This window comes from Spirosoma agri (assembly GCF_010747415.1).
GTDB lineage: Bacteria > Bacteroidota > Bacteroidia > Cytophagales > Spirosomataceae > Spirosoma > Spirosoma agri.
Genome location: NZ_JAAGNZ010000001.1, coordinates 1,902,883 through 1,929,686, shown reverse-complemented (window position 1 = coordinate 1,929,686; position 26,804 = coordinate 1,902,883). Strand labels below are relative to the sequence as shown.

24 protein-coding genes are annotated in these 26,804 nt (G+C 51.7%); 17 read left to right on the top strand and 7 right to left on the bottom strand.

What is annotated here, in order from left to right; translation table 11 throughout:
• Positions 1-105 precede the first annotated feature (105 nt).
• Positions 106-309, top strand: a complete 204-nt coding sequence (locus GK091_RS07890; RefSeq protein WP_164036054.1) for a hypothetical protein — start codon at positions 106-108, stop codon at positions 307-309.
• Between the two features lie 86 nt (positions 310-395).
• Here the strand turns inward: GK091_RS07890 and GK091_RS07885 are convergent, their stop codons facing one another.
• Positions 396-1,649, bottom strand: a complete 1,254-nt coding sequence (locus GK091_RS07885; RefSeq protein ID WP_164036053.1) for an MFS transporter — start codon at positions 1,647-1,649, stop codon at positions 396-398.
• 87 nt (positions 1,650-1,736) lie between these two features.
• On the opposite strand from GK091_RS07885, the gene GK091_RS07880 reads away from it, so the two are divergent.
• Positions 1,737-2,402 (top strand): phosphoribosylanthranilate isomerase, encoded by a 666-nt coding sequence (locus GK091_RS07880; protein WP_164036050.1) that lies wholly within the window; start codon positions 1,737-1,739, stop codon positions 2,400-2,402.
• 70 nt (positions 2,403-2,472) lie between these two features.
• On the opposite strand, the gene GK091_RS07875 is transcribed toward GK091_RS07880, so the two are convergent.
• Positions 2,473-2,895, bottom strand: a complete 423-nt coding sequence (locus GK091_RS07875; RefSeq protein WP_164036047.1) for an Hsp20/alpha crystallin family protein — start codon at positions 2,893-2,895, stop codon at positions 2,473-2,475.
• Between the two features lie 339 nt (positions 2,896-3,234).
• Here GK091_RS07875 and GK091_RS07870 point away from each other — a divergent pair, with 339 nt between their 5' ends.
• A complete protein-coding gene (locus GK091_RS07870) occupies positions 3,235-4,572 on the top strand; it encodes a tetratricopeptide repeat protein (RefSeq protein WP_164036045.1) in 1,338 nt (445 codons plus the stop codon).
• Positions 4,573-4,665: 93 nt separating this feature from the next.
• Here GK091_RS07870 and GK091_RS07865 read toward each other — a convergent pair whose 3' ends face one another.
• Positions 4,666-5,436 (bottom strand): AMP nucleosidase, encoded by a 771-nt coding sequence (locus GK091_RS07865; RefSeq protein WP_164036042.1) that lies wholly within the window; start codon positions 5,434-5,436, stop codon positions 4,666-4,668.
• A 121-nt stretch (positions 5,437-5,557) separates the two neighbouring features.
• Here GK091_RS07865 and GK091_RS07860 point away from each other — a divergent pair, with 121 nt between their 5' ends.
• Positions 5,558-6,001, top strand: a complete 444-nt coding sequence (locus GK091_RS07860; protein ID WP_164040641.1) for a type I restriction enzyme HsdR N-terminal domain-containing protein — start codon at positions 5,558-5,560, stop codon at positions 5,999-6,001.
• A 179-nt stretch (positions 6,002-6,180) separates the two neighbouring features.
• Here GK091_RS07860 and GK091_RS07855 read toward each other — a convergent pair whose 3' ends face one another.
• The 4 genes from GK091_RS07855 to GK091_RS07840 form a co-directional block, all read right to left on the bottom strand.
• A complete protein-coding gene (locus GK091_RS07855) occupies positions 6,181-6,786 on the bottom strand; it encodes a YceI family protein (RefSeq protein WP_164036040.1) in 606 nt (201 codons plus the stop codon).
• A 49-nt stretch (positions 6,787-6,835) separates the two neighbouring features.
• Positions 6,836-7,291 carry a MarR family winged helix-turn-helix transcriptional regulator gene (locus GK091_RS07850; protein WP_164036038.1) on the bottom strand — a complete coding sequence of 152 codons (456 nt, stop codon included), beginning with the start codon at positions 7,289-7,291 and terminating at the stop codon, positions 6,836-6,838.
• 61 nt (positions 7,292-7,352) lie between these two features.
• Positions 7,353-9,311 (bottom strand): BamA/TamA family outer membrane protein, encoded by a 1,959-nt coding sequence (locus tag GK091_RS07845; protein WP_164036036.1) that lies wholly within the window; start codon positions 9,309-9,311, stop codon positions 7,353-7,355.
• A gap of 128 nt (positions 9,312-9,439) precedes the next feature.
• Complete coding sequence (locus GK091_RS07840; RefSeq protein WP_164036034.1) at positions 9,440-9,970, bottom strand: GNAT family N-acetyltransferase; 531 nt, start codon at positions 9,968-9,970, stop codon at positions 9,440-9,442.
• Between the two features lie 193 nt (positions 9,971-10,163).
• Here GK091_RS07840 and GK091_RS07835 point away from each other — a divergent pair, with 193 nt between their 5' ends.
• The 13 genes from GK091_RS07835 to GK091_RS07775 all read left to right on the top strand — a co-directional run bounded on the left by GK091_RS07835 (position 10,164) and on the right by GK091_RS07775 (position 26,743).
• Positions 10,164-10,757, top strand: coding sequence for a Maf family protein (locus GK091_RS07835; protein ID WP_164036032.1), 594 nt, complete (start codon positions 10,164-10,166; stop codon positions 10,755-10,757).
• A 132-nt stretch (positions 10,758-10,889) separates the two neighbouring features.
• Entirely contained in the window at positions 10,890-12,488 is a 1,599-nt protein-coding gene (locus tag GK091_RS07830; protein WP_164036031.1) for an alpha-amylase family glycosyl hydrolase, read from the top strand.
• Between the two features lie 161 nt (positions 12,489-12,649).
• Positions 12,650-13,582: a M20/M25/M40 family metallo-hydrolase gene (locus tag GK091_RS07825; protein ID WP_164036029.1), complete on the top strand. Its 933-nt coding sequence runs from the start codon at positions 12,650-12,652 to the stop codon at positions 13,580-13,582.
• Positions 13,583-13,716: 134 nt separating this feature from the next.
• Positions 13,717-15,147 (top strand): arylsulfatase, encoded by a 1,431-nt coding sequence (locus GK091_RS07820; protein ID WP_164036027.1) that lies wholly within the window; start codon positions 13,717-13,719, stop codon positions 15,145-15,147.
• 75 nt (positions 15,148-15,222) lie between these two features.
• On the top strand, positions 15,223-16,146 hold the full coding sequence (locus GK091_RS07815) for an aspartate carbamoyltransferase catalytic subunit (RefSeq protein WP_164036025.1): 924 nt from the start codon (positions 15,223-15,225) through the stop codon (positions 16,144-16,146).
• 120 nt (positions 16,147-16,266) lie between these two features.
• A complete protein-coding gene (locus tag GK091_RS07810) occupies positions 16,267-18,159 on the top strand; it encodes a CocE/NonD family hydrolase (protein ID WP_164036023.1) in 1,893 nt (630 codons plus the stop codon).
• A gap of 191 nt (positions 18,160-18,350) precedes the next feature.
• Positions 18,351-19,454: a vWA domain-containing protein gene (locus tag GK091_RS07805; protein ID WP_164036021.1), complete on the top strand. Its 1,104-nt coding sequence runs from the start codon at positions 18,351-18,353 to the stop codon at positions 19,452-19,454.
• A 170-nt stretch (positions 19,455-19,624) separates the two neighbouring features.
• Positions 19,625-20,404 (top strand): serine hydrolase, encoded by a 780-nt coding sequence (locus tag GK091_RS07800; protein WP_246202170.1) that lies wholly within the window; start codon positions 19,625-19,627, stop codon positions 20,402-20,404.
• Complete coding sequence (locus GK091_RS07795; RefSeq protein ID WP_164036019.1) at positions 20,401-21,078, top strand: uracil-DNA glycosylase family protein; 678 nt, start codon at positions 20,401-20,403, stop codon at positions 21,076-21,078. The genes GK091_RS07800 and GK091_RS07795 overlap by 4 nt, the downstream gene beginning before the upstream one ends.
• 379 nt (positions 21,079-21,457) lie before the next feature.
• Positions 21,458-21,778, top strand: coding sequence for a heavy metal-binding domain-containing protein (locus GK091_RS07790; RefSeq protein ID WP_164036018.1), 321 nt, complete (start codon positions 21,458-21,460; stop codon positions 21,776-21,778).
• A gap of 140 nt (positions 21,779-21,918) precedes the next feature.
• Complete coding sequence (locus GK091_RS07785) at positions 21,919-24,051, top strand: S9 family peptidase (protein WP_164040640.1); 2,133 nt, start codon at positions 21,919-21,921, stop codon at positions 24,049-24,051.
• Positions 24,052-24,065: 14 nt separating this feature from the next.
• On the top strand, positions 24,066-25,706 hold the full coding sequence (locus tag GK091_RS07780) for a M1 family metallopeptidase (protein WP_164036017.1): 1,641 nt from the start codon (positions 24,066-24,068) through the stop codon (positions 25,704-25,706).
• Positions 25,707-25,822: 116 nt separating this feature from the next.
• Positions 25,823-26,743 carry a dihydrodipicolinate synthase family protein gene (locus tag GK091_RS07775; RefSeq protein ID WP_164040639.1) on the top strand — a complete coding sequence of 307 codons (921 nt, stop codon included), beginning with the start codon at positions 25,823-25,825 and terminating at the stop codon, positions 26,741-26,743.
• The last annotated feature ends 61 nt before the right edge of the window (positions 26,744-26,804 follow it).

The following is a 26,804-nucleotide window of genomic DNA, read 5'->3' as shown; positions in this document are numbered from 1 at the left end:
GAACCAATATGATTATTCTAACCGACCCTTGTTCACTTCCGCCACGTTTAGAAACAATATAAAATCGAGGGTGTTTAAAATCTCGCACGCTTACAAACAAAGGTCATGGAAAACTACCAACCCAGCGCTTCTCAGGTGCAACCCCAAACCGGACAACTCAAGGCAAGCATCCGCGACATGATCCAGCTAGAACGTGATCATGATCTCTCTGATGAACTTTTCTGGGAGATTTTCAATGCTCGTGTTCTGCTCAACGAACAGATTGATGTGAATGCTTTTTTAAGCAATCATGCTTCCACTCCTCAATAATATCGTTTTCATTATCAATACTCGCCCGATTGCCTGTTAACCAGACGCAGTCGGGCGAGTAGTTTTGTAGACTTATCCGGGAGCCGTCAGCTCAGTCGCACGGCAAATAACTCCTTCGATTTCGAGTACACGTAAGATACGACAACCAGCGTAACGACACCGCCCAACGCTACGGAAGGCACCGTACCCAGCAGTCGGGCCAGCAAGCCCGACTCGAATGCGCCAATTTCATTCGACGAACTCACGAAGATACCATTAACGGCGGCTACACGCCCCCGCATGTGGTCAGGCGGGAAAATCTGTAGAATTGTCTGCCGGATGATCACACTGACACTATCAAAAGCCCCCGTCAACGCCAACATCAGGAGCGACAGGTAAAAATTCGTCGACAGCGAGAAGATAATTGTCGTGACCCCGAAACCCGCTACGGCCAGCAGCATATTACGCCACGCATTGTGGGTGGGCGGGTGTTTCGTCATGTAAGCCATCGTGAGCAGGGCCCCGACCGATGGAGCCGCCCGAAGAAAGCCAAGTCCCTGCGCACCGACCCTTAAAATATCTTCGGCAAAGACAGGCAGAATAGCGACTACACCCCCGAAAAGAACCGAGAACAGATCGAGCGAAATCGCATACAGGACAATCTGAGTTTTGAAAACAAATCGGAATCCTTCTTTGAGACTTTCGCGCAGACTTTGTGCCGGTCCAACGGTTGCCGGAACAGGCTTAGGATTGATGAAGGCAATTAGTATGAAGCAAAATCCGAACAAACCAATGATTACCAGCAACGTATTATCAAACCCAACCCAGTTATAGAGAAATCCGGCCACGCCCGGCCCCACAATGGCACCAGCCTGCCAGAACGAACTACTCCAGGTGGCCGAGTTCGCATAGAGTTCACGCGGCACTAGAAAGGGTTTCATCGATGAACTGGCGGGCGAATAAAAACCCTTCGCTGTACCGATGAGCATCAGCACACCGTAAATCGTCGCCAAGCGGGCCGTCTGCGACAACGTAGCCACGACAGTCGGCTGAAAAACGAAGTACAGGATCACTGACCCTAGAAAAATGACCAGCGAACTCCACTGCAAGATGCGTTTCTTGTCCCGTCGGTCGGCCAGATGACCGCCAAAGAGCGATATGGCAATGAAGGGCAGGGCTTCCGCTAATCCAACCAGCCCTAACGCCAGCGGATCATGCGTGATTTTGTAGAGTTCGTAGCCCAGAATAACTTCCTGAATGAGCAACGTCACCGTCATCAGGAAACTATTCATCACAAAATAGCGGAAATCAGGAATACGTAGGGAAGCGTAGGTGTCAACTTTGGTACTGTCGGTAACCATGTTTTAGTAGGCTGATTACTGAATTAACCGATTAAATTCGATTTTTGTCCATCCATTCACCAATCAACTCGTAAAATACCGCAGCGAATGCACTTACCCCTCAGAACCCGGATTAAAATTTGTTGCATCAGCAGCCTCGATGAAGCGCAACTAGCCATTCGGCTTGGTGCCGATGCCCTGGGGCTGGTTGGCCAGATGCCCAGTGGTCCTGGAGTTGTGGCAGACGGGCTGGCGGCTCAGATTGTTCGGTCTACGCCCCCACCCGTGGCGACGTTCATGCTTACCAGCGAAACCAGTGCGGTAGCCATCGTGGCTCATCAGCAGCGCGTAGGCGCGAATACCATTCAGCTGGTCGACGCCGTTCGGCCCGAGACGTACGCTCAACTACGCAGCGCCTTACCCGCTATCAAGCTTGTGCAGGTAATTCACGTCATTGACGAGCGAAACTGCGACGAAGCAATGCAGGCTGTTCAGAACGGGGTCGATGCGTTACTGCTTGATTCGGGTAACCCCAATCTGGCCGTTAAGGAACTGGGTGGCACCGGGCGGGTGCATAACTGGGCCGTTAGCCGTCAGATCGTTGAGCAATCGTCCGTTCCGGTCTTCCTGGCCGGTGGACTCAGTACCGACAATGTTCGCCGGGCTATAGACACCGTGGGACCGTTCGGCCTTGATGTTTGCAGTGGGGTTCGAACAAACGGCCAATTAGATGCCCACAAACTAGAATCGCTTATGCGGCTTCTGACTGATTAACCAAAACGGGGGAGCCAGCAGCCAAATCAGCTACCAGCTCCCCCGTTTCATGTATCGTTCGCCCGTCCGGTTAACCGATGGCGATTTCTTTCACTAATTTTTCTTCTTTTACCTCAATTTTTGGTAAGTCAACCGTCAGGATACCATCGACATAGGCAGCCTTGATGTCGTTGGCGTTTACTGTTTTGGGCAAACGGAAGCTCCGTTCAAAAGCGTTGAAGCTGAACTCATGCCGGGTGAATTTGGGCGTTGTTTCGTCCGCTTTTTCTTCTGGTTTGTATGCAATCGTCAGCGTATTGTTTTCTACGTTGATTTTCAGATCTTCTTTTTTCAAGCCAGGAGCAGCCAGTTCAAGCTGGAAGGCGTTATCAACTTCCTTCACGTTCACAGCCGGAACATTCAGGTTTGTGTTGTGGTAGCGATCGATAACAGGACGACCGTAAAAAGGATTAGCGAACGTTGGAATGCGGTTATATCGAACTAAAGTTGCCATGTTTTTTTGTTGTTAGAAAGGTTCATGATCGAACACAGTCTTCTTTAGTCAAACAGCGTACCAATGTAAGAAACAAATCAAATACTGACTTTTTGTCCATTTTTGACTGATTGCTCAATTTCCTATAAGACAAAATGTCACTAATGCTTAATTTCTACCGTTGCACGGCGGTTATTCTGACAGTGATTTTTTGATTGCCAAAAAACTCTAGTATTCCAATAGGCTGACTTACAGAAATTTAACACACGTAATGCCTTGCCAATCGGCGTCTAACGTATAATTTTAGGGTTTGAATCATTTATCGACTCACCGGTCATACTTTTTCTTGTACTTATCCTTATGAAGCGACCTCTTCTGCCGCTAGTTGCCTTATTCTGTCTCTGTGTACCTTTCCTGACATTGGCCCAGCAAACGGCCGTCGATTTTTTCGAGAGTGGAATCGGCAAAAGTAAATCCAACGATTTTACCGGCGCCCTTCAGGCCTTTAGTATGGCCATCACCATGAACCCCGAAAATGCGCCAAGCTACTACAACCGGGGCTTGGTCAAAGCCAATCTCAAAGACCACCGGGGGGCCATTCTCGACTACGACCGGGCCATTGAAATCAACCCCAAAGATGCCATGGCTTACCTGAGCCGGGGTGTCAGCAAAAGCAAACAAGACGATCACCGGGCTGCCCTGCTCGACTTCAGCCGCTCCATCGAACTGAATCCTGACGAACCGCAAGCCTACTACAACCGGGGGATCAGCCGTAACAAAATTGAGCAATACCGGGGCGCATTGGCCGATTTCTCGAAAGCCATCGAACTCGATCCGGCGAATGTGCTGGTCTACTACGCCCGTGGCATTACCAAGCAAAAGCTGGACGATTTTTCGGGGAGCCTGCCCGACTTCACGAAGGTGATCGAACTAACGCCGAAGCGATCGCAGGCGTTTGCCGGACGGGGTATCTCAAAGACGGAGCTGAATGATTTCACTGGGGCCATTGCCGACCTCAACAAAGCCATCGAACTGAGTCCGGAAGATAGTGAAGCCCATTTTTACCGGGCCTATGCCAAAGGAAAACTGGAGGACTACAAAGGAGCTTTAGCCGATTATGACCGCTCTATCGCGCTCAAGAACGATAATTACAAAGCTTATTACGGACGGGGCTTTTGCCGTGGCAAACTGGGCGACCAGAAAGGGGCAGCACTGGATTTTTCCCAGGCGATCGAGATGAACAATACAAACAACGATACGAAAGTCGTTTACGTTGGTCGTATTACCCACCCCATTCTCGATAATCTTCGCAACAAAGTAGAGGAACGTAATCGCATTGGTGTGCTCTCGCCGGAGCGGTCGGAAGCGTATTTCAGCCGGGGCGTCAGCAAAAATAAACAGGGTGATCAAAAAGGGGCGATCATCGATCTGAACAAATCGATCGAATTAAACCCGACGTATGCAGAAGCTTATTTTACGCGGGGACTGATCAAATCAGCCCAGGGCGACCAGCGGGGAGCCATCACCGATTGCAACAATGCCATTAAATTGAATCCCCGGTACAGCGAAGCGTTTTATGTGCGGGGTCTTATCCGACATAGTCTCGGCGATGAAAACGGCGGCTGCCTCGATCTCTCGAAAGCAGGTGAGCTTGGCTACACCCCGGCCTATAAAGCCATCAGTGACGTATGTAACTAACGAGAGTTTGTCTCCTGACCAGCAGCCAATGCCGTCTGGTCAGGAGACAACTGTTTCTTTCAACTAGTGATGAACCGGTTTCTCGGTCGATCGCTATTCAAATTTCAGGTGTTTTACCGAGTCGCCGGATGATTCGAGTTCGAGTAGGGCGTCGATGCCGATCTCCAGATGTCGGTTCACGAACTGCCCGGTTACGCGTTTGTCGCTTTCTTCCGTTTTGACCCCTTCCGGCACAAGTGGATTGTCGGACACGAGCAGCAATGCGCCGTGCGGGATTGAATTCACGAACCCAACGGTAAAGATTGTTGCGGTTTCCATGTCGATCGCCATTGTCCGGATTTCACGCAGGTAGTCTTTAAACACCTCATCGTGCTCCCAGATGCGCCGGTTAGTCGTGTAAACCGTACCGGTCCAGTAATCCATTTCGTATCGTTTGATGGTCGAGGAAACGGCCCGCTGCAACCGGAACGACGGCAGCGCCGGAATCTCGGGGCGCATGTAATCATTGCTGGTTCCATCACCACGAATGGCGGCAATGGGTAAAATCAGATCGCCGATCTGCGTTTTTTTCAGCCCACCGCATTTCCCTAAAAATAGCACCGCCTTTGGCTCAACGGCCAGCAGCAGGTCCATAACGGTAGCCGCCATTGGACTACCCATCCCGAAATTAATGATTGTAATATTGTTGGCCGTGGCCGTTTGCATGGCCCGGCCCATCCCGAATATTTCGACATTAAACTTGGCCGCGAACAGGTCAACGTAATTGATAAAGTTGGTCAGCAGGATATACTCCCCAAATTGCTCAATCGGTGTACCCGTGTAACGCGGTAACCAATTCTGTACGATCTCTTCTTTTGTTTTCATGCCTGGTGAACGACCGGATCGCCGGTACGAATTGTGGTTGAGCGAACGAGTGAACCGAAAAACTGATCATAAAATAGACCATCAGTCACGATTTCAGTCATTCACGCATTACTTTAGTGGTATGGTTACGCTGAACCTGCCCAACTTTGATTGCAAAACTAAACAAGTCGATGGGAAACCCTACATTTTCGACTCGTTGCGCCGGAAGTACGTCCGTCTGTCGCCCGAAGAATGGGTACGACAGCACATCGTCAACCTGCTTCTAACGCACTATGGATACCCCAAAGCGCTGGTCCGTTCAGAAGGCGGGGTTGTCTTGAATAAGACCCAGAAACGCACCGATGTCGTCGCTTTTGACCGGCAGGGAATGCCTTTTCTCGTCGTTGAGTGCAAAGCTCCGCATATTACCCTGACCCAATCGACATTCGACCAAATTGCCCGGTATAATCATGTTCACCGAGCACCTTATCTGGTCGTTACCAATGGTTTACTGCACTACTGCTGCGGAATCGACCATACTACATCCGAAGTCCGGTTTCTGGATGACTTCCCGACATTCGGTTGATAGTACCACAGCGTAGTTTCCCACAGCCGCACAACGAACACAAAGGAATTAGACTCCCGTTCTCTGTGTCCGTTGTGCGGCTGTGGGAGATTAGGTAGTTACATTACAGCCGACCAGACACAAAACTCCCCAATGCCGGTAGGCATCAGGGAGCAAGTAAGGGTGGTACGAAAAGGCGCTTATTTCGTAGCAGCAACTTTCATTTCTACCGTGAAATCATCATAGATAGCTTTGTCACCGATGTTTTCGAAGAACGATTTCGATCCGTAACGAATATCATATTTCGTACGGTCAAGCGTTGCTTTGCCGCTGGCTTCGATGGTGTTACCCGTCGTTTTTACCGTAGCCGGGAACGTTACAGCGTTGGTAATGCCTTTGATGGTCATGTTACCGGTGATGTCGTACGCATCACCACCTTTTGGCGTTACTTTCGTGATTTTGAACGTCGACGTTGGAAATTTCGCCGTGTTGAAAAAATCTTCCGACTTTATGTGGCCGATGAATTTAGCATTATAGCCAGCATCGGTCAGGTCCGTACAAACGATGCTGTTCATATCGAAATTGAACGTACCGCCCGTCAGTTTACCACCGTCTACGACTAGCGAACCATCCGACAATTTAACGTTACCGGAGTGTTCGCCGGTTACTTTTTTACCGTTCCAGTTCAGAACACTTTTCTGTGTATCTACTTTATATGTAGCTACTTTTTTTGGACCAACAAAAGCCGAGGTACCGGCCATTACGGCAACTGCAACGAGACCAGCAAGAAATTGACGCGTTTTCATTTTTGTGTACTGTAATTAGTTATGTTATTGATTTAAATGGTAATACTGTTCAGTTCCGCAGCTTGTCGAGCAATTGGCTAAGATAAACAGCCTCATCCTCCGTCAGTTTGGCACGTTGACTTTCTTCCAGATCACCCTGATGAACATCCAGGCGTTTCAGTAAGGAAAGTCCCTTATCGGTAATCACAACGTCGACCGCCCGACGGTCGCTGGGGCATTCGGTCCGCAGCACGAACTTCTTGGCAACCAGCTTGTCCACCAGCCGCGATGCATTCGACATTTTGTCAAGCATCCGTTCCGTGATATCACTCACTTTCACCGGATGCGGATATTGGCCACGCAGAATTCGCAGGACATTGTACTGTTGCAGGGTCAGCCCGAATGGTTTTAACACGCGCATCTGGGTATCAGCTACCCAATTACTGGTGTACATCAGATTGACCATTACCCGGTGATAAGGATTCTTAAAGGGTGCCGTCTGCTTAATGTCGGTTTCTATTGACATGGTGCAAATATAATGCAATAACATTTAATGTAGCAACATTATATACCATTATATTTGTTCCCTATCGATAAGGGATAAGCTGAGGAGCGGCTAAATCGAAATCCCTAAAGCGTAAAACCGGAATACCTTCAAACGCATATCGGAATGGATAGCTGTTATTGGGGATATTGGGATAATAGGCCAATCGGATCTGGAAACTATTGAACGTCAGGTTTTCATTGCGGAGTCGAAACCCGATGCCGTAGCCCTGATAGATGGGTCCTTTCAGTAGTGGTCGATCCGGAAAACTAACCAGCCCTAAGTTGGCGAACGTAATAAAAGCGACCCGAAAGCCAACCAGGTTCAGTTTGGAGAACAGGATATTTTCGTAATTGATCAGCCAGCGGTTCGTGCCCCGCAGCGCATCGTTGTTGATCCCGATCCCATCCGTATTGATACCACTGCCGCTGCTGCTGCTCAACGTAACGTATTCATTATCGAACCGGTCAATACCAGCCGTGTAGCGGGTATTGAAAAAGTGCCGCATATAGCCCCATTTCGATCGCATCAGTGGACTGAAATAATTTGCTTCGAGCGATAGTACGCCCTGTTCTATTTGCTGATTACGGATGTACCCGCCTACGCTGGCCAGCGCATAGAGATAGCCCGACTTATTGAGGTATTTTCCCTGCGAAAAATTGATTCCCCCATATTTCCGAGGCCCTAGCTCGGCGTTATCATAGCCGGCAACAATCGACAGAGCTTCACCAACAGGCACGTCCTCCGTACGGCCAAACCCGTAGATGAGTACGTCACGTACGTATTTACGCCGGGAGTACCCAATGCTAAACAGGGTTGTTCGGCTATCCTGATAAAGCTGGTTGGTGTCAGCCGTAACGGTTGGCCGTCTGAAATAATCGTAGTTGGTGTTACGCAAGGCAATGATGAGCCGTGAGCGACCTTTTCCCTCAGCATCATTCGCACTGTAGAAGATTCGGAACGAGCGGCCAATCCAGATATCCGAGTAATTATAACTCAACGGGACGGACAAAATACTATCGTTACGGGCAACGACCCGGTTGTTCACCTGCGTATGGTTCACTTCGATGGACCCGGCATATTTGGTATCCGGGGTCAGAAACGGGCGATAGATCCGAAAGACTAACTGCTTCAAATCCCGCAGGTAGAAGAACTCAGCCTGCGCCGTCAGAAACGTCTTGCCGATGAAAGGAACCGTATACCGTCCTTTGTACTCAACTTTCTGACGCGGATCATTGCCCGAATAGGCTACCTCCGCGTAAAACTGATGCCCTAGTCCCCGAAAATTATTTTGCTCGAACCCGACACTGAACTGATTCAATGACCCAACGCCACCCGTCGGCAGCAGTGACCAGACATCCTGCGTGATCACGACCACATCGACAAACTGGCGGCTTCCCGCACGGGGCAATACCAGGATACGGGCGTCGTGAAAGATGGAGGTGGTCCGCAATAATCGCTCGTTATCGCGTAATACAGTCGGGTTCAGTTCATCGCCTTCTTTAAAAAGCAGGTACGAACGGCGGATAATATTCGCGCGTGTATTCGTATGAATTCGATTTCCCGTCCGCTCGATCCAGTTACCGGGCCGCCGTAGCGTATCATAAACCGACTGTCCAAACACCCCAAGCCGACGAATATAAATGTCGCCGATGATGCGGCCTTCGAAGGGTTTGAACGGATTTATTTCCAGCTGACTGACTTCACCCGTTTTAGCCTGACTATTATAAACATCCTGAAAGACAAGGTCGTACAACTGACGCGTCAGGCGGTGCTTGTACATTTTTGTTTTCATCCGATTATAAAACACACTATCGCGCTGCATCAGGGCGCTGTCAGCTAGTATGTTGGCAATCTTGGTAGCCAGTGAGTCGTTCGTCTTTTTCGATACGTACCGCGTCGAATCGTCCTGTCCGTGCGCTCCCGTCCCCGATAGTACGACACACCATACCAGCAAGTGGCATAGCATGCATACGAATCGATTCCTGGCAGAGCGGTTCACTGTATCTGTTTTTGTTTAGAGTGCTAACGTCACCTTTCGTTTAGGCGATGCGCAACTTATTTTTAGTATTTTTCGATAATCTCGTTCGCTGCCGTAGCTACCCACCCATCGGATAACGATATACGGACTTATAACTGTTTTTGCAGCCAAAAATCCCGCTGTCGCTCGGCACCAAACTGGAAATAATGAAAGCCAATCCGTTCGAAGCCCAGTTTCTGGTAGAACGCAATAGCCCGTTCGTTGCGCTCCCAGACGCCCAGCCAGACAGCCTCGTAACCCGCTTCGCGCGCCCAGGCCAGGCAGTGCTCCATCAGCAGGCGACCCTGCCCCTGCCCTACCTGGTTCTGCAACAGATAAATTCGCTGAATTTCAATGGCTTTACCCGCCTTCCGAAAGGCCGGAGACAGTTGTCTGAGCGGTTTGGTCCGGCGAAGTTTTGCGTAGCCTATAGGCGTTTTATCAGCCAGTTCGAGCACGAAAAATACCGACTTTGGATCGGCCAGCTCCGCTTCCAGTATCGGTTGTGTGATCGATGTGTCGATGTATTCCTCAACGAGTGGGGCGGGGTTATGGGGTGGGCCAAAGGCTTCGCGCATTGTTTTGGCGGCTAGCTCAGTGAGCAAGGGCGCATCAGACGGGGTAGCGGTTCGGATCAACAAGGATGTGTGATTTACTAAAGAATCAGTTGGGTGATGGCAGTCAGCAATTAGGCACTATACTGGTACTATTACGAATATAATACGAAATTCGCCAGTTATCTTTAATCGAACAACGTACACCTACGAACGCACAACTTCGTCAAGCGCATTTTCATACGAACACCGGCTGCCCGGTTCGCTTTCTTTTTCTTACATGCTAACGTTACGCTACCCACTGGTGCTGGCTTCGGGATCACCCCGCCGGAAACAACTCATGGCCGATGCAGGGTTCCAGTTCACGGTTGAAACCCGCCCCACCGATGAATCATTTCCCGAAACGATGCCCGCCAACGAGGTGGCCGAGTACCTTGCCCGGCAGAAAGCAGCACAATTCGTGCCCGATTTAGGCAACCGCATCGTTCTTTGCGCCGATACGGTCGTAATCCTGGATAATCAGATCCTGAACAAACCCCAGGACGAAGCGGATGCCCACCGGATGTTACGAGCCTTATCCGGGCAGACGCACCGGGTCCGAACCGGCGTTGCCATCCTGACACCAACAGACGATTCAGTACCGTATAGTCTACAGTCCTTTACGGATGAAACCGTCGTTCGGTTTTCGACACTCACCGATGCCGAAATTTCCTATTACATTCGGGTATGTAAACCGTTCGACAAGGCGGGTTCGTACGGGGCGCAGGACTTTGTTGGCCTGGTTGGTATCGAGCGGCTCGACGGTTCCTTTTATACCGTCATGGGCCTGCCGACGCATCGGGTGTATCAGGCGCTAAAAGCGTTTGAAGCCTAGCTGGTCCTTATTATACAGTCTGTCCGTCTGAACGGGTAGTGCCGGAATACCCGCGCAGCTTACACCAGTCGTAAACCCAGCAACCGGCAACTCGTTTCTTCGTTTCCATTGATTTATCTTCGTTTTCTCTGAATGCAACCTGAACGCTCAACGTCGTCAACGGTAACTACCCGCCATGCCGGTAATGGCTCATCTGATAATCATGGTCAAATCGGCTGGTCGGGCGTCCATTACGAAATCTTCGTTCGCTCGTTTGCCGACTCCAACGGCGATGGCATCGGTGATCTCAACGGCGTAACCAACAACCTCGACTACCTGAAAGGCCTCGGCATATCGGCCATCTGGCTCATGCCCATCAGCCCCTCACCGACCTACCACAAATACGACGTTACCGACTATTACGGTATTGATCCGGACTACGGGACGATGGACGATTTCAGGCGGCTGATTTCGGAAGCCCACCAGCGGGGCATTGCCGTGATCATCGATCTGGTTATTCACCACACCAGCGTCCGTCACCCCTGGTTTCAGGAAGCCGCCAAAGGACCCGACAATCCGTACTGGCACTACTATAAATGGCTCAAGCCCGACGAAATCAAACGCCGTAAGCTAGCCACCCGCGACATTACTGCCGACTCGGGCGAACGCAGTCCCTGGCATTCGGTTCGTGGAGCCCGCTACACCGAGCAGTATTACGCCATGTTCTGGAGTGGGATGCCCGACCTGAACTTTGATCACCAGCCGGTTCGGGATGCGGTATTTGCGATTGCCCGCTATTGGCTTAACGAGGTTGGCGTCGATGGCTTTCGGCTCGATGCGGCCCGTCATCTGTACCGCGAGTCCGAAGAACCCAAAAATCACGAGTTCTGGACCCAATTCGGCCAGGTCGTCGAAGCTGCCACCCGTGGCGACGGCCCGTCCGGCGCTTATACAGTTGGCGAGGTCTGGACGCGTCCCGACCGGATCGCGCCTTACTTTCGGGGCTTGAAAGCCAACTTCAATTTCGACCTTCAGCTGATGCTGACAGAAATTGTCCGGAAAGAAAACGATACGGAAGATCTGATCGAGTACCTGTCGTATGTCCATGCAACCTTCAGTCGGGTCAACCCAAACTTCATCGATGCGCTGCTCCTGTCGAACCACGATCAGAACCGAATCGGTAGTTTAGTGAAGGGCAAATCGGATCAACAGACGATGGCCCGGCTAAACGTAGCGGCAAACCTCCTGTTGACGCTGCCGGGTTTACCCTACGTGTATTACGGGGAGGAAATTGGGATGCTGGGCATGAAACCCGATGAATCAATTCGGGAGCCTTTCCTGTGGGATATCCGCGCGAAAGACACCCAGCGCACGCGGTGGCGCAGAGGCACCTACTCAACCAGCCAGACAGTTCGGCCCGTCGCGCAACAGGAAGCGGATCCGGAATCGCTTCTCAACCATTACAAACGCCTGATCCAGTTTCGAAATAGTCATTCAATTCTGAACAACAACCTGAGCCGGCTGGTACAGGTGGGCATTCGCCAGAAAGGGATTCTGGCATTCATACGGCAGGAGTCAACGAATGATCAGCGCGTCCTGGTTGTTCATAACCTTACCGGCAAACCAATCGACGTTGTTTTGTCCCCCACCGAAGAGTGGTGCCGACGCATTGTGTTCGCAACGGCACAGGGTAGTTTGCTGATTGGTGACACGATTACGATTCCCGCCTACAGCTGTGTAGTTGTGGAGTAAGTCTGTACGTACAAATGACTAACTCCCAGGGGATTAGTCCTGACTATATGAATTGCTGGCTGAACGGTGTCATGCGCCAAACCGTTGAGATGTGGCGCATGACACCGTTCAGCCAGCAACCTCGATTGTACACAAATCTATTTTCGGCAACGAACGTATTCATGAAATCACTTCTACTCTGTCTGTTACTATTGGCGACGGCCCCTACCTTCGGACAGGAACCATCGGCGAAACGCATCAGCCGACACATCGAAAAACTCGCTTCGGATCATATGCAGGGTCGGGGAACCGGCAGTCCTGAAAACGCGAAAGCGGCTGCCTACATCGCCCGCAACTTCAAAAAGCTGGGCCTGACACCGCTGGGAACCGATGGTTACTACCAACCGTTCACGGCTAAGATCAGGCGAATCGTCGTTCCTGACAGCTTGCGTAAAGCAACCAATGTGATCGGTTTTCTGGATAACGGCGCTCCCTATACCATCGTCATCGGTGCGCACTACGACCATTTGGGCCTGGGACGGCAGGGCAGTTCGCTGGAAACACAGCCCGAAGGCAAAATTCATAATGGCGCCGACGACAATGCGTCGGGCGTAGCCGGACTGCTGGAAACAGCCCGGTACTTCTCTGGCAATGGCGTGAAAGAGCCGTATAATTTTTTATTTATGGCCTTCGGGGCGGAGGAATTGGGCTTGCAGGGCTCCCGCTATTTCCTGAACAATCCGACGCTGCCTTTGGCGAAAATGAACTGCATGATCTGCATGGATATGATTGGTCGGTATAATCCCGAGCGGGGCGTGGGCATTGGTGGATACGGAACGAGCGATGCCTGGCCAACTGTCTTTAAGGGTGTCGAGAGCCCGATCAAATTTTTCACCGATCGACCGGGCAACGGCGGATCGGACAATGCGGCTTTTTATGCCAAACAGATTCCGGTTCTGTTTTTCCATACCGGCGGCCACCCCGACTACCACAAGCCCACCGACGACCCCGACAAAATTGACGCCAAAGCCGAAGAAGCCATTCTCCGTTTAGAGATCAAGCTTCTCGAAAACGCCACGCAGCAACCCAAGATGAATTTCACTACCGTGCAGTAGAGCGGGTAGAAACCCGCTTTTATAGACGCATGCAACTGCGGCTTTTTGGTAGCTGCGCTCATTGGCCCTATAAACATTGACAACGTTTACGCACTGATACAACTGCGGGTTTCCACCCGCCCTACTTCACCAGCATGGCCAGATTTTTCTTCGCTATTCTCAGCGTCCTCTCCTTATGCACTTGCCTAAAAGCGCAAAGCAGAAAACCGCTTCGTCCCAATATCATTTTTATTCTGGCCGACGATCTGGGTTACGGCGATGTGGGGGTTTACGGGCAGAAGCTGATTAAAACGCCTAACATCGACCGACTTGCGGCAGAGGGCATTCGGTTTACGCAATTCTACGCGGGTACGTCGGTTTGTGCACCCTCGCGCTCTTCGCTGCTGACGGGGCAGCATACGGGCCATACGTACATCCGGGGCAACAAAGAAGTGCAACCCGAAGGGCAACAACCCCTTGCCGACTCGGTGACTACGGTGGCCGAACTTCTGCAAAAAGCCGGATACAAAACGGCGGCTTTCGGCAAATGGGGGCTGGGCCCGGTCGGTTCGTCGGGCGACCCAATAAACCAAGGTTTCGACCGCTTTTACGGCTACAATTGTCAGGCGCTGGCCCATCGTGCTTACCCGAATCATCTCTGGGCTGATGAACGAAAAATCGTGCTGACGGCCAACCAGAACCTTCAGCAAACGAACGACTACGCCCCCGACCTCATTCAAAAACAGGCGCTCAATTTTCTGGCCGGGCAGGCCAACAAGCAACCGTTCTTCCTGTTTCTCCCCTACACGTTACCCCACGCCGAACTGGTAGTTCCCGACGACAGTATTTTCGCTCACTACAAGGGCAAATTTGCCGAAAAACCATTCAAAGGAGCCGACTACGGACCCGATGCAAAAACGGGGGGTTATACTTCGCAGGCGTATTCAAGGGCAACCTTTGCCGCCATGGTAACCCGGCTCGATATGTACGTGGGGCAAGTGCTGGCCACATTAAAAGCAAATGGTCTAGATCGGAATACGCTCGTCATCTTCTCCAGCGACAACGGGCCACACACGGAAGGTGGGGCCGACCCAGCATTTTTCAACAGTAGCGGTGGCTTTCGTGGCGTTAAACGCGATCTGTACGAAGGTGGAATCCGTGTACCTTTGCTGGCCCGTTGGCCGGATGGTATCAAACCCGGCACCAAAAGCGATTACATCGGTGCATTCTGGGACTTGCTACCCACCTTTGCTGAACTGGCCGGTACGCCAACACCCGCTCATCTCGATGGACTATCGATCGTACCATCGCTGACGGGCAAGGGGTCGCAGAAAAAGCACGAGTACCTCTATTGGGAGTTTCACGAAGGGGGCGGCCGACAGGCTATTCGGCAGGGCAACTGGAAAGCGGTTCGTCTACAGGTTAGCAAAGAACCGAATGGGACCGTTGAACTCTATAACCTGTCGAACGATCCGGCTGAAACCCAGAACCTGGCGGCAAAATACCCCGGCAAAGCGAACGAACTCGGCCAGTTGATGAAGGCGTCGCATGTAGCATCTGCGCTGTTTCCATTTGGCGGGGAGTGAAAAAAGCCGGTTTGTCTTTGCCCATTGCGTGGGAAGGAACGCTATCTTTGCCCAATTTATAGTTCTACTTCGTCCATGGCCCAATCTCTCAGCGTCCGCCATTTGGTGGGCATAAAAGACCTGACCGAATCTGATATTCAGCTCATTCTGGAAACGGCCAGACAGTTTAAAGAAGTCATCAACCGCCCCATCAAGAAAGTACCGTCGCTGCGTGATGTGACCATTGCCAACGTTTTTTTCGAGAATTCGACCCGAACCCGACTCTCCTTCGAGCTGGCCGAAAAACGGTTATCAGCCGATGTGGTTAACTTCTCGGCGTCGGGCAGTTCGGTCAAAAAAGGCGAAACGCTGCTGGATACGGTCAATAATATTCTGGCCATGAAGGTCGATATGGTCGTCATGCGGCACAGCAGCCCCGGCGCTCCCCATTACCTCACCAAACATATCAACGCTAATGTCGTCAATGCAGGCGACGGCACACACGAACACCCCACACAGGCCCTGCTCGACTCGTTCTCAATCCGCGAGAAACTTGGCGACGTAGCGGGTAAGCGCATTGCCATCATCGGCGACATCACGCACTCGCGCGTGGCCCTTTCCAATATTTTTTGTTTGCAGAAACAGGGCGCTGACGTGATGGTTTGTGGGCCTAAAACGCTCATTCCGAAATACATCGACGCGCTGGGCGTTAAAGTTAGTCACGACGTTCGGGCGGCTCTGGACTGGTGCGATGTGGCCAACGTACTGCGCATTCAGCTGGAGCGGCAGCAGATCAAATATTTCCCATCACTGCGCGAGTATTCGCTCTATTTCGGTATCTCCAAACAGATGCTTGACGACCTCGACCGACCTATTGTGCTGATGCATCCCGGTCCTATCAACCGGGGTGTTGAACTTACGTCCGATGCCGCTGATTCGTCGCACTCGATCATTCTGGATCAGGTCGAAAACGGGGTTGCCGTCCGAATGGCGGTGCTGTATCTGCTGGCGCAATTGTAGTGTTTCATCGAAGATCATAAAACAAAGGAGAGTCATTTTATACAAGTGGCTCTCCTTTGTTTTACGGGCCAAAATGCGTTACTTCACTACCTTGCCTTCCAACCCAATACACGAACATCAATGAAGCACATTTCTTTATTGTCAAGACTGGCTTTTGTCCTCGTCTTGTGCGTCAGTCAGTATGCCCAGGCTCAGGAAGATATCCTGAAAAAACTACAGGAAATTGCCGTTATCGAGCAAAAAGTTATGATGCCCATGCGGGATGGCGTTCGGCTGGCAACGGACATCTACCGGCCCAAGACGGATAAACCGGTCCCGATCATTTTCTCTAAAACACCCTATAATTTTAACGGCTGGGGCGATGGCGAACAAAAACCGAACGCCTATCAGGCCGCGCTCGACGCCGTAAAACGCGGGTATGCCTACGTAGTCCAGAATGAACGGGGTAAGTTCTTTTCAGAGGGCGACTGGGACATTCTGGGCCCACCAACGACCGATGGGTACGATGCTTTTTCGTGGATGGCCAAACAGCCCTGGTCGAATGGAAAAATTGGCACCTACGGCTGCTCGTCTACCGCCGAATGGCAGATGGCCGTAGCTGCGCTGGATCACCCCTCCCACGCGGCCATGGTGCCGATGGGTTTTGGGGCTGGCGTGGGCCGGGTCGGTCCGTTTATGGAGCAGGGTAACTGGTATCGGGGCGGGGCGCAGCAGATGTTGTTTACCACCTGGCTATACGGCACCCAGACGGATGCATTCGCCCGCCCGAACTTTCCCAAAACGGCCAGCAGCGAAGACCTGACACGGGTATCGCGCTTTTACGACCTGGCTCCCGAGATGCCGAAAGTCGATTGGGCACAGGGGTTGAAACACTTACCCGTTCAGGATATCATCAAAAACGCGAATGGACAGAAAGGCATCTATGAGAAGATGATTGTCCGCAAACCCAATGACCCTGACTGGTACAAAGGTGGTCTTTACCACGACAATATGCCGTTTGGCGTTCCCAGCTACTGGTTTGTATCCTGGTACGACGTTTCAAACGGCCCGAATCTGGCCCTGTTCAACCATGTCCGTAAAAACGCTACCGACCCGAACGTGCGCGACAATCAGTTCCTCGTGATTGCGCCTACCCTGCACTGTGCCTATAAACGGGCTACCGAGAACACCATTGTTGGTGAGCGTAGTGTGGGCGATGCCCGGCTGGATTATGACGCACTTATCTACGGCTGGTTCGATCACTGGCTTAAAGGTGAGGCTAACAATGTGCTGAAAACTACGCCACGCGTCAGATACTACACGATGGGTGTTAATAAGTGGCAGACCTCGGAAACGTGGCCACCCGCCAATGCCGAAATGACTACCTATTACCTGTCCAGCGGTGGTCACGCCAATAGCCTATACGGGGATGGCAAACTCACGTCCAAACCCGTTGAAAAAGACGAGAAGCCGGATGCTTTCGCGTATGATCCGGCCTATCCGGTTCCGTCCTACGGGGGCAATGTCTGCTGCACGGGCACGGCGATTCAGGGTGGTTCGTTCGATCAGCACCAGATGGAAACGCGGCAGGATATTCTGGTGTATACAACCGAACCCTTTGCCGAAGGCGTTGAATTGTCTGGGTCGATCGAGACCACACTCTACACGGCATCGGATGCTAAAGACACGGACTTCACGGTCAAGCTGATCGATGTATATCCCGATGGCAAAGCCTATAATCTGGACGAGACCATTCTGCGCGCCCGTTACCGCGACGGTTTTGATAAAGAAGTCTGGATGGCGAAAGGAAACGTCTACAAGCTCAATCTGAGTCCGATGGCAACGAGTAATTATTTTGCACCGGGTCATCGGATACGGATCGAAATATCGAGCAGCAACTTCCCGCGTTTTGACCGCAATATGAACACGGGCGGCACGAATTATGACGAGGTGAAAGGCGTAGTAGCTCACAATCAGGTATTTCATTCGACCAAATACCCGTCGCAGGTGCGCCTGCCGATCGTAAAAAAGTAAAGGCGAATTATCGGCTGGTTTCGAAGGGTTCATACGCCGTATCTTGGAGATACGGCGTATGAACCCTTCGAAACCAGCCAAGCGAACAAATCTGCAAAACGTACTGTTCTTCGGACAGGCGACTACCTCTTCTACACATAAACAGGGCCACAAAGAATTGCGTCCCGGCATAGACCGAAAACAACTGACTGATGAAAGGCTTTCAATTTTCCGATTACGTACCACCCGAACAGAAGGAAGGCAGCAAATTTGACCAACTGCTCAATATATTTCAGCAGCTCCTGCTGCTCACTTCCGGCGACGTGGAGCAGGCCATGTCGTGGATGAGCCAGCTCGACCGGCAGTACGGTCTGACCGACGACAAATACGGCATCGGCAACTTCTTCGATGAGCTGAAGGAAAAAGGCTACCTGACCGAAGACAATGAAGAAGGCAAAATCGTGATGACGCCGAAAAGCGAACAAACGATCCGCCGGGCTGCCCTCGAAGAGATTTTTGGTAAACTCAAACGGTCTAAATCGGGTGGCAACCACAACACACCGTATACCGGCACGGGCGACGAACTAAGCAGCGACCTCCGTACCTACCAGTTTGGCGATACGCTAGAGCAAATTTCCATGACGGAATCCATCAAGAACGCCCAGATTAACAGTGGTGTCGATGAGTTTCGGCTGATGGAGCGCGACCTGGAGGTAACGGAAAAAGAGCAGAAATCGCAGACCTCAACGGTGCTGATGATTGATATTAGCCACTCGATGATCCTGTACGGCGAAGACCGGATTACGCCCGCTAAGAAAGTGGCGCTCGCACTGGTCGAATTGATCAAATTAAAATACCCGAAAGACACGCTCGACATTGTTGTTTTTGGGAATGATGCATGGCAGATTCAGGCGAAAGAATTGCCCTATCTGGAAGTCGGTCCGTACCACACCAATACGGTAGCCGGGCTGGAATTATCCATGGACCTGCTACGTCGGCGGAAGAACAAGAACAAGCAGATTTTCATGATCACCGATGGTAAGCCAACCTGCCTGAAAGAAGGGATCAAGTATTACAAAAACTCGTTCGGTCTCGACCGTAAAGTCGTTAGCAAGACGTTGACCCTGGCGGCACAATGCCGTCGGCTGGAGATTCCGATCACCACGTTTATGATTGCCTCCGATCCCTACCTGAAGCAATTCGTACAGGAGTTTACGAAGGTCAACAACGGGCGGGCCTATTACAGCGGGTTGCAGGGTCTCGGCAACATGATGTTTGAAGATTTCCAGCGGAATCGCCGGAAGAACATCAAGTAATGCGCGTGAGCAACGTAACGTGCAATCAGCCTGTTGAAACGGATATGTCTGACTTGGTGAATTCGGCACTACGTTTACTAAAATCAGCACAAGTCGGGAGATACCTCCCGACTTTGTTTTTGTTCCTCGGCATGGTCACGAATGGAGTGAGTCAACCTTTATCGGACTCATTGGCAGCTTACGTAAAACAACTGCCTTCGCCAACGCGCGTGAGCATCGCAACCAGATCACTGACCGACAGTCGTAAGTCGTTCTACTATCGAGCCGACGAGCGGGTGCCATCGGCGAGTGTGATCAAATTACCGATTATGATCGAAATCATGGAGCGCGTCAGGGCTGGCTTACTCGATCTGGATAAGATGCACAGCTTACTGGACTCTGAGAAAACCGGTGGCGACGGTGTCCTGAAAACTTACCCGCATCAACGTCAGGTCAGTTACCGGGACATGCTCCGCCTGATGCTCATTCAAAGCGACAACACAGCCACCAATATTTTCATCAACGAACTTGGGCGCGATGCCATCAACCGGCGTATCCGCCAGTTGGGGCTTACAAAAACTCAGCTCAATCGAGTCATGATGGATACGCTGGCAGCCCGGCAAGGGCGCGAGAACTACGTCACAGCGGGGGAGATGAACGTTCTGCTGGAAAAAATCTATCGAAAGCAGGTCGCCACACCCAACCTCTGCGACCAGATGATTGACATCCTGAAGCAAAACGAAGATACAGTAACGATTCCGCGCTTATTGCCAAAAGGCACGGTTGTAGCCCACAAAACCGGTACGCTACCTTACGTGCGGGGTGATGCCGCTATCGTATATGCCCGGTCGGAAGGCAACGTTGAACCGTTTCTGCTCTCCGTATTCGTGGAGGGTGTTTCCCAATTCGAAGCCGAGCGAATTATCGGCGACGTAGCGTTGGTCTGTCACTCTTATTTCTCGCGTCAATGATCACATTCGCCGATAAAGCCATTGCCTACTACAACGCGTTGGCTGCTCCGACCAATTTACCGCCCGAAGTTGGTGTTATGAACCCCTACCAAACGCCCGATGTGCAACGGATCGTTGGCGAATTTTATACCCGCTTCTATACCGATACGACGCCCCGCATTTTCGTATTGGGCATCAATCCCGGTCGGTTTGGGGCGGGGGTAACGGGCATTTCCTTCACAACCCCGCAAAACCTGCGTCGGTATTGCGGCATCGAAAACGACCTGCGCGATACGCCCGAATTATCGAGCCGGTTCATCTATCAGGTTGTCGACGCGTTCGGGGGCGCAGCGGAGTTTTACAGTCGTTTTTTCCTGACTTCGCTGTTCCCACTGGCGTTGACAAAAGCAGGGAAGAATTACAATTTCTACGACGACCGACAAACCACCGAAACGCTGTGGCCGGCCATTACTGAAACGGTTAGAACCCAAACGGGCTTCGGCTATGACCGACGCGTAGCCGTATGCCTGGGGCGCAAAAACGAAACGTATCTGCGTCGGCTCAACGATCAGCAAGGCTTCTTCGATCGTATCGTCACGCTCGATCATCCGCGTTATATTCTCCAGTACAAGTCGAAGGACATGCCGATCTATTTAGAAACGTACATAGCCACATTACATGATTGCCTGGATTAAACGGTATTATACCGGTGTGTTTTATTAATTGAGTTGTTGCTATTACGACTACGATACAAAGATATAGGCGACAGAGCCAGGCGACAGGGGCAATCAGGACGAACCATTACTTCTTGATAACGACGTGTTGTAAGCGCGTAATAATTCGTTGCAACGGTCTTGTCCTGACTCAGAATAGCAGCGATTCCCCAGGTTGCTTTCAAGTTTAGCCTTGTTCCGTGTTTATGGCTTTCATGCGGTGAACAGGCCAATAAGCATAGATTTCTTTTTGATCGACTGCCAAACGGATACACGTTATGGGCGATTTTGACCGAAACACCCATTTTTATAAACGGACAACTGTATAACTTTACGGCCTTCAACTCATCAGTCTTCCTCAATGCTTATAACCACTACGCCCAACATAGAAGGCAAACACATCACTAAATACGTCGGTCTGGTCAACGGCGAAGCCATCATCGGGGCCAATCTGGTCAAAGATTTCTTTACCAGTATCCGGGATGTGGTCGGTGGTCACTCCGGCGCTTACGTTCAGGCCCTTCGTGAAGCGAAAAGCATTGCGCTTAAGGAAATGATCGATCAGGCTACGCGGCTGGGTGCCAATGCCATTATCGGCGTTGACCTGGACTATCAAACCATCGGTTCAAACGGGGCTATGCTTATGGTCAGCGCCAACGGTACGGCGGTAATCATGGAATAGGTCAACTTTTCTGAATTTGACGTAACTTTACTGACTAACCGCAACTAGCTGCTCTTTTCGTGACTTCATCATCCTTTTCATTACGCCAAACGCTGCTCACGGCAGGGCTTGGTCTCTCTATTTCGCTTTCGTTCGCGCAGATTCCCGGTCGCCAGACGCACTGGTCAACGGATGGGAATGCCTTCGCTTCTATCGAGCAAGGCGATCTGGTCAGAACGGATATTCGTACGGGTCGTAAAACGCCACTGATTACGAAAGACAAGTTCCGTCGCCCCGGTTCGGATCAACCACTGGTCATTACCGATTTTACGTTTACACCCGACAGTACTCAGCTACTTTTGTTCACGAACACGGCGCGCGTCTGGCGTTACAACACGCGGGGCGATTATTACCTGCTCAACCGGGCGAGTGGTCAACTTCGTCAAATAGGTTCGGGGCCTTCTGCCCTACCCGCGCAATCGATGATGTACGCGAAATTCTCTCCGGATGGCAAGAAAGTCGGCTTCGTCAGTGATCACAATATCTTTGTGGAGGATGTAGCCACCGGACAGCGTACCCAGTTGACGACTGATGGTACCCGCAAACGCATCAACGGCACGTTCGACTGGGCCTATGAGGAAGAATTTGACTGCCGCGATGGGTTCCGGTGGAGTCCCGACAGCAAACGCATTGCGTACTGGCAGGTAGATGCCACCAAAATCAAGGACTACCTGATGCTGAACACCACCGACTCCATTTATTCGTATGTGATACCGGTGGAATATCCCAAGGTTGGTGAGAGTCCATCCCCTACTCGTATTGGCATTGTATCGGCAGCGGGCGGTGCCACCAACTGGCTGGCCATTCCCGGCGACCCGCAGCAGCATTACCTGACCCGGATGGAGTGGTTCCCTACCACCGATGCCATCATTGTTCAGCAGCTTAACCGAAAACAGAACGAGAGTAAACTGTTCGTCTGTAATCCATCAACCGGCTCGGCGGCTGTCATTGCGACCGAAACCGACAAGGCCTGGATCGACAATAAAGATCGCTGGAATCCGGCGGGTCCCGCTGGCTGGGAATGGCTCAACGGCGGTAAAGCCTTCATCTGGGTCTCCGAAAAAGACGGCTGGCGGCATATTTACCGCGTCACCAGCGACGGCAAACAGGAAGTGCTGCTGACACCAGGATCGTACGACATTTCGACAATTAACCACATCGACGAAGCCAGTAATCTGGTTTATTTCATTGCGTCACCCGAAAACACGAACCAGCGGTATCTGTATCGCACCCGACTGGACGGTAAGGGGAAAGCGGAGCGCGTAACACCGGCAGGACTAGCCGGTACGCACGGCTATTCGATCTCGCCCAACGGTCGGTTGGCAGCGCACACGTTTACCAATTACCAGACCCCACCGGCCCGCGAATGGATCAGCTTACCCGATCATAAGCCGGTCAGTGAATCGGAAAGTATCGCGTCGCGGGTCAAGCCGATGGCTAAAACAAACGTCAACTTTTTTACCCTGAAGACCGAAGACGGCACCAACCTGGACGGCTGGATGGCGAAACCAACCGATTTCGACAGCACGAAAAAATACCCGGTCGTTTTTTACGTCTACGGTGAACCCGCCAGCAGTACCGTGAACGATGTCTTTTCGGTGGGCAGCAACAACATGTTCCTGGGCGATATGGCCAAAGCGGGCTACATCTACGTTGCCCTCGACAATCGGGGTACGCCAAACCTGAAAGGGGCAGCTTGGCGCAAATCGATCTACCGTCAGATTGGCCGGATCAACATCCGCGATCAGGCGATGGGTGCTAAGAAACTGTTTTCGCAACATGCATACATGGACACCAGCCGCGTGGCCGTGTGGGGCTGGAGCGGGGGCGGTTCGACAACGTTGCATCTGTTGTTTCAATACCCGGACATTTACAAAACCGGCATTTCCATTGCCGCGGTGGGCAACCAGCTCTTCTACGACAATATTTATCAGGAACGGTTCATGGGTCTGCCGCAGGAAAACCGCGAGGATTTTGTGGCCGGATCGCCCATTACCTACGCCAAAAATCTAAAGGGCAATCTACTGTATATCCACGGTACGGGCGATGACAATGTGCATTACGACAACGCCGAAGTACTTATCAATGAACTGGTTAAATACAACAAGCCCTTTCAGATGATGGCCTACCCCAACCGGACACACAGCATTTCCGAAGGGCCGGGCACCTCGCAGCATTTACGTACGCTGTACACTAATTACCTTTTGCAACACTGCCCTCCGGGAGCCCGTTAAGCGTCTGTTTTGTCATGACCCGATTAAGACTGATTTTTTTGCTGATCGCACTGCCCCTGCTGGCATCGGCCCAACAGTACGAATTTACGCACGACGACACCCTGCGCGGCTCCGTTACACCCGAGCGCGCCTGGTGGGATCTGGCCTTCTATCACCTCAAGGTTCGGGTCCAGCCGACTGACAGTACGCTGAGCGGATCGACCCATATTCGGTATCGCGTTCTGAAACCGGGTCAGACCATGCAGGTTGATCTGCAACGGCCTTTGCGCGTCGTAAAGGTCGAACAGGATGGCGCGTCGCTTAAATTCCGGCAGGATGGCAATGCGTATTTTGTCGCGTTGACCAAACGTCAGCAACCCGGTCAGACCGAGTCGATAACGGTCCATTATGCCGGAAAACCCCGTGTCGCCAAACGGCCGCCGTGGGATGGCGGTATGGTCTGGTCGCGGGACAAGTCGGGTAACTGGTTTATCGCTACGGCTTGTCAGGGACTGGGTGCCAGCGCGTGGTGGCCCTGTAAAGATCACATGTACGACGAACCCGACTCGATGGCGATCAGCGTGACCGTTCCCGAAGGATTGACCGACGTTTCGAATGGTCGCCTGCGTAGTGTAACGACCAATTCCGATCACACGAGTACCTTCAACTGGTACGTGACCAATCCGATCAATAACTACGGTGTCAATCTCAATATCGGCAAGTACGAGCATTGGGGCGAAAAATACGCGGGCGAAAAAGGGCCGCTTTCGGTCGATTTCTACGCCCTTCGCGACGACATTGACTCGGCCCGTACGCAGTTCAAACAGGTCGATCAGATGCTGAAAGCGTTCGAGTACTGGTTCGGGCCGTATCCGTTCTACGAAGATGGCTACAAACTGGTTGAAACGCCTTATCTGGGCATGGAGCATCAAAGTTCGGTGACGTATGGCAACAAGTTCCGGAATGGCTACCTGGGCCGTGACCTATCTAAAACGGGTTGGGGACTTCTCTGGGATTTTATCATCGTCCACGAATCCGGCCACGAGTGGTTCGCCAATAACATCACCTACAAGGATGTAGCCGATATGTGGATTCACGAAAGCTTTACGAACTACTCCGAGAACCTGTTTACGGAATATTATTACGGGAAAGCGGCTGGTGCACAGTACGTAATCGGGTGCCGCAACAACATCCGGAATGATAAGCCGATCATCGGAATTTACAACGTCAATCACAGCGGGTCCGGCGATATGTACTACAAGGGCGGCAACATGATTCACACCATCCGGCAATTGGTCAATGACGATGAAAAGTGGCGGCAAATTCTGCGGGGTATGAACAAAACGTTTTACCACCAGACCGTTACAACGAAGCAAATCGAAGATTACCTGAGTCAGCAAACAGGCCGAAACCTCAAACCGGTCTTCGATCAATACCTGCGCGATACCCGGATTCCCGTTCTTGAATACCGTCCGGTAGCGGGTGGTTTGCAGTACCGCTGGACGAATTGTGTCGATGGTTTCGACATGCCGGTGCTCGTCTGTCTCGACGAATCAGGGCCGTACAAACAACTGCTGCCAACGTCGCAGTGGAAAACGGTAACGGCAAAAGGAGCAACCACACTCACTCCGGACGCCAATTATTACGTGATAAGTAAGTTAGTCAGCAGCTTATAATTGAGATAAGTGTGGTAGTTTTGCTGAGTAATTACTGAATTACCCGATTACCCCAATTACTTATTGATCCGTATTACCCAATATCAAAACCAACTAATACAACCACGTTTATGGCAATCAACTGGCAAGGCGTATTTCCGGCCTTAACGACCAAATTCACGGCAGACGACGAACTCGATCTCGCAGCCTTTACCGCTAATCTGGACGCTCAGCTCGACGCGGGTGTGGACGGCATTATTCTGGGTGGTTCACTCGGAGAGGCCAGCACGCTCAGCAATGAGGAGAAAGATACGCTTGTCAAAACGACTGTTGAGTACGTGGCTGGCCGGGTTCCGGTCGTGCTCAACATTGCCGAAGGCGCTACCCGCGAAGCCGTACGCATTGCCGAAAGTGCTACCCAACTGGGTGTCAGCGGCCTGATGCTGCTCCCGCCCATGCGCTATAATGCCGACAAGCGCGAAGTCTTTACGTATTTCAAGGCTATTGCTACAGCAACCGATCTGCCGATCATGCTTTACAATAACCCGATCGATTATAAAATTGAGGTAACACTCGACCTGTTCGAGGACCTGGTAGACCTGCCAACCATACAGGCCGTGAAGGAATCGACCCGCGATGTGTCCAATGTGACCCGGCTTCGCAACCGGTTTGGCGACCGGATCAAAATCCTCTGCGGAGTCGATACGCTGGCTATGGAAGAGCTGGTTATGGGTGCCGATGGCTGGGTAGCGGGCCTTGTCTGCGCATTCCCCCGCGAAACGGTAGCGATTTACCGACTGGTTAAAGCGGGTCGCTACGATGAAGCGCGTGCCATTTACCGCTGGTTCCTGCCCCTGCTTGAATTAGACATTCACCCGAAACTGGTGCAGTACATCAAATTGGCCGAAACAGCGGCTGGTATCGGTACTGAGCACGTTCGTGCCCCCCGCCTGCCCCTCATCGGCGCGGAACGCGATCGGGTACTGGACATCATAAATTCCGGCCTGGCCAACCGCCCTGCGCTACCGCAACTGGAAGGTACTTTAGAAGCTGCGTAACGCGGACCTCTGGTTCGCCCGGGCGTAGACAAGTGCTACCTAAGGCGAACCAGAGGGTTGA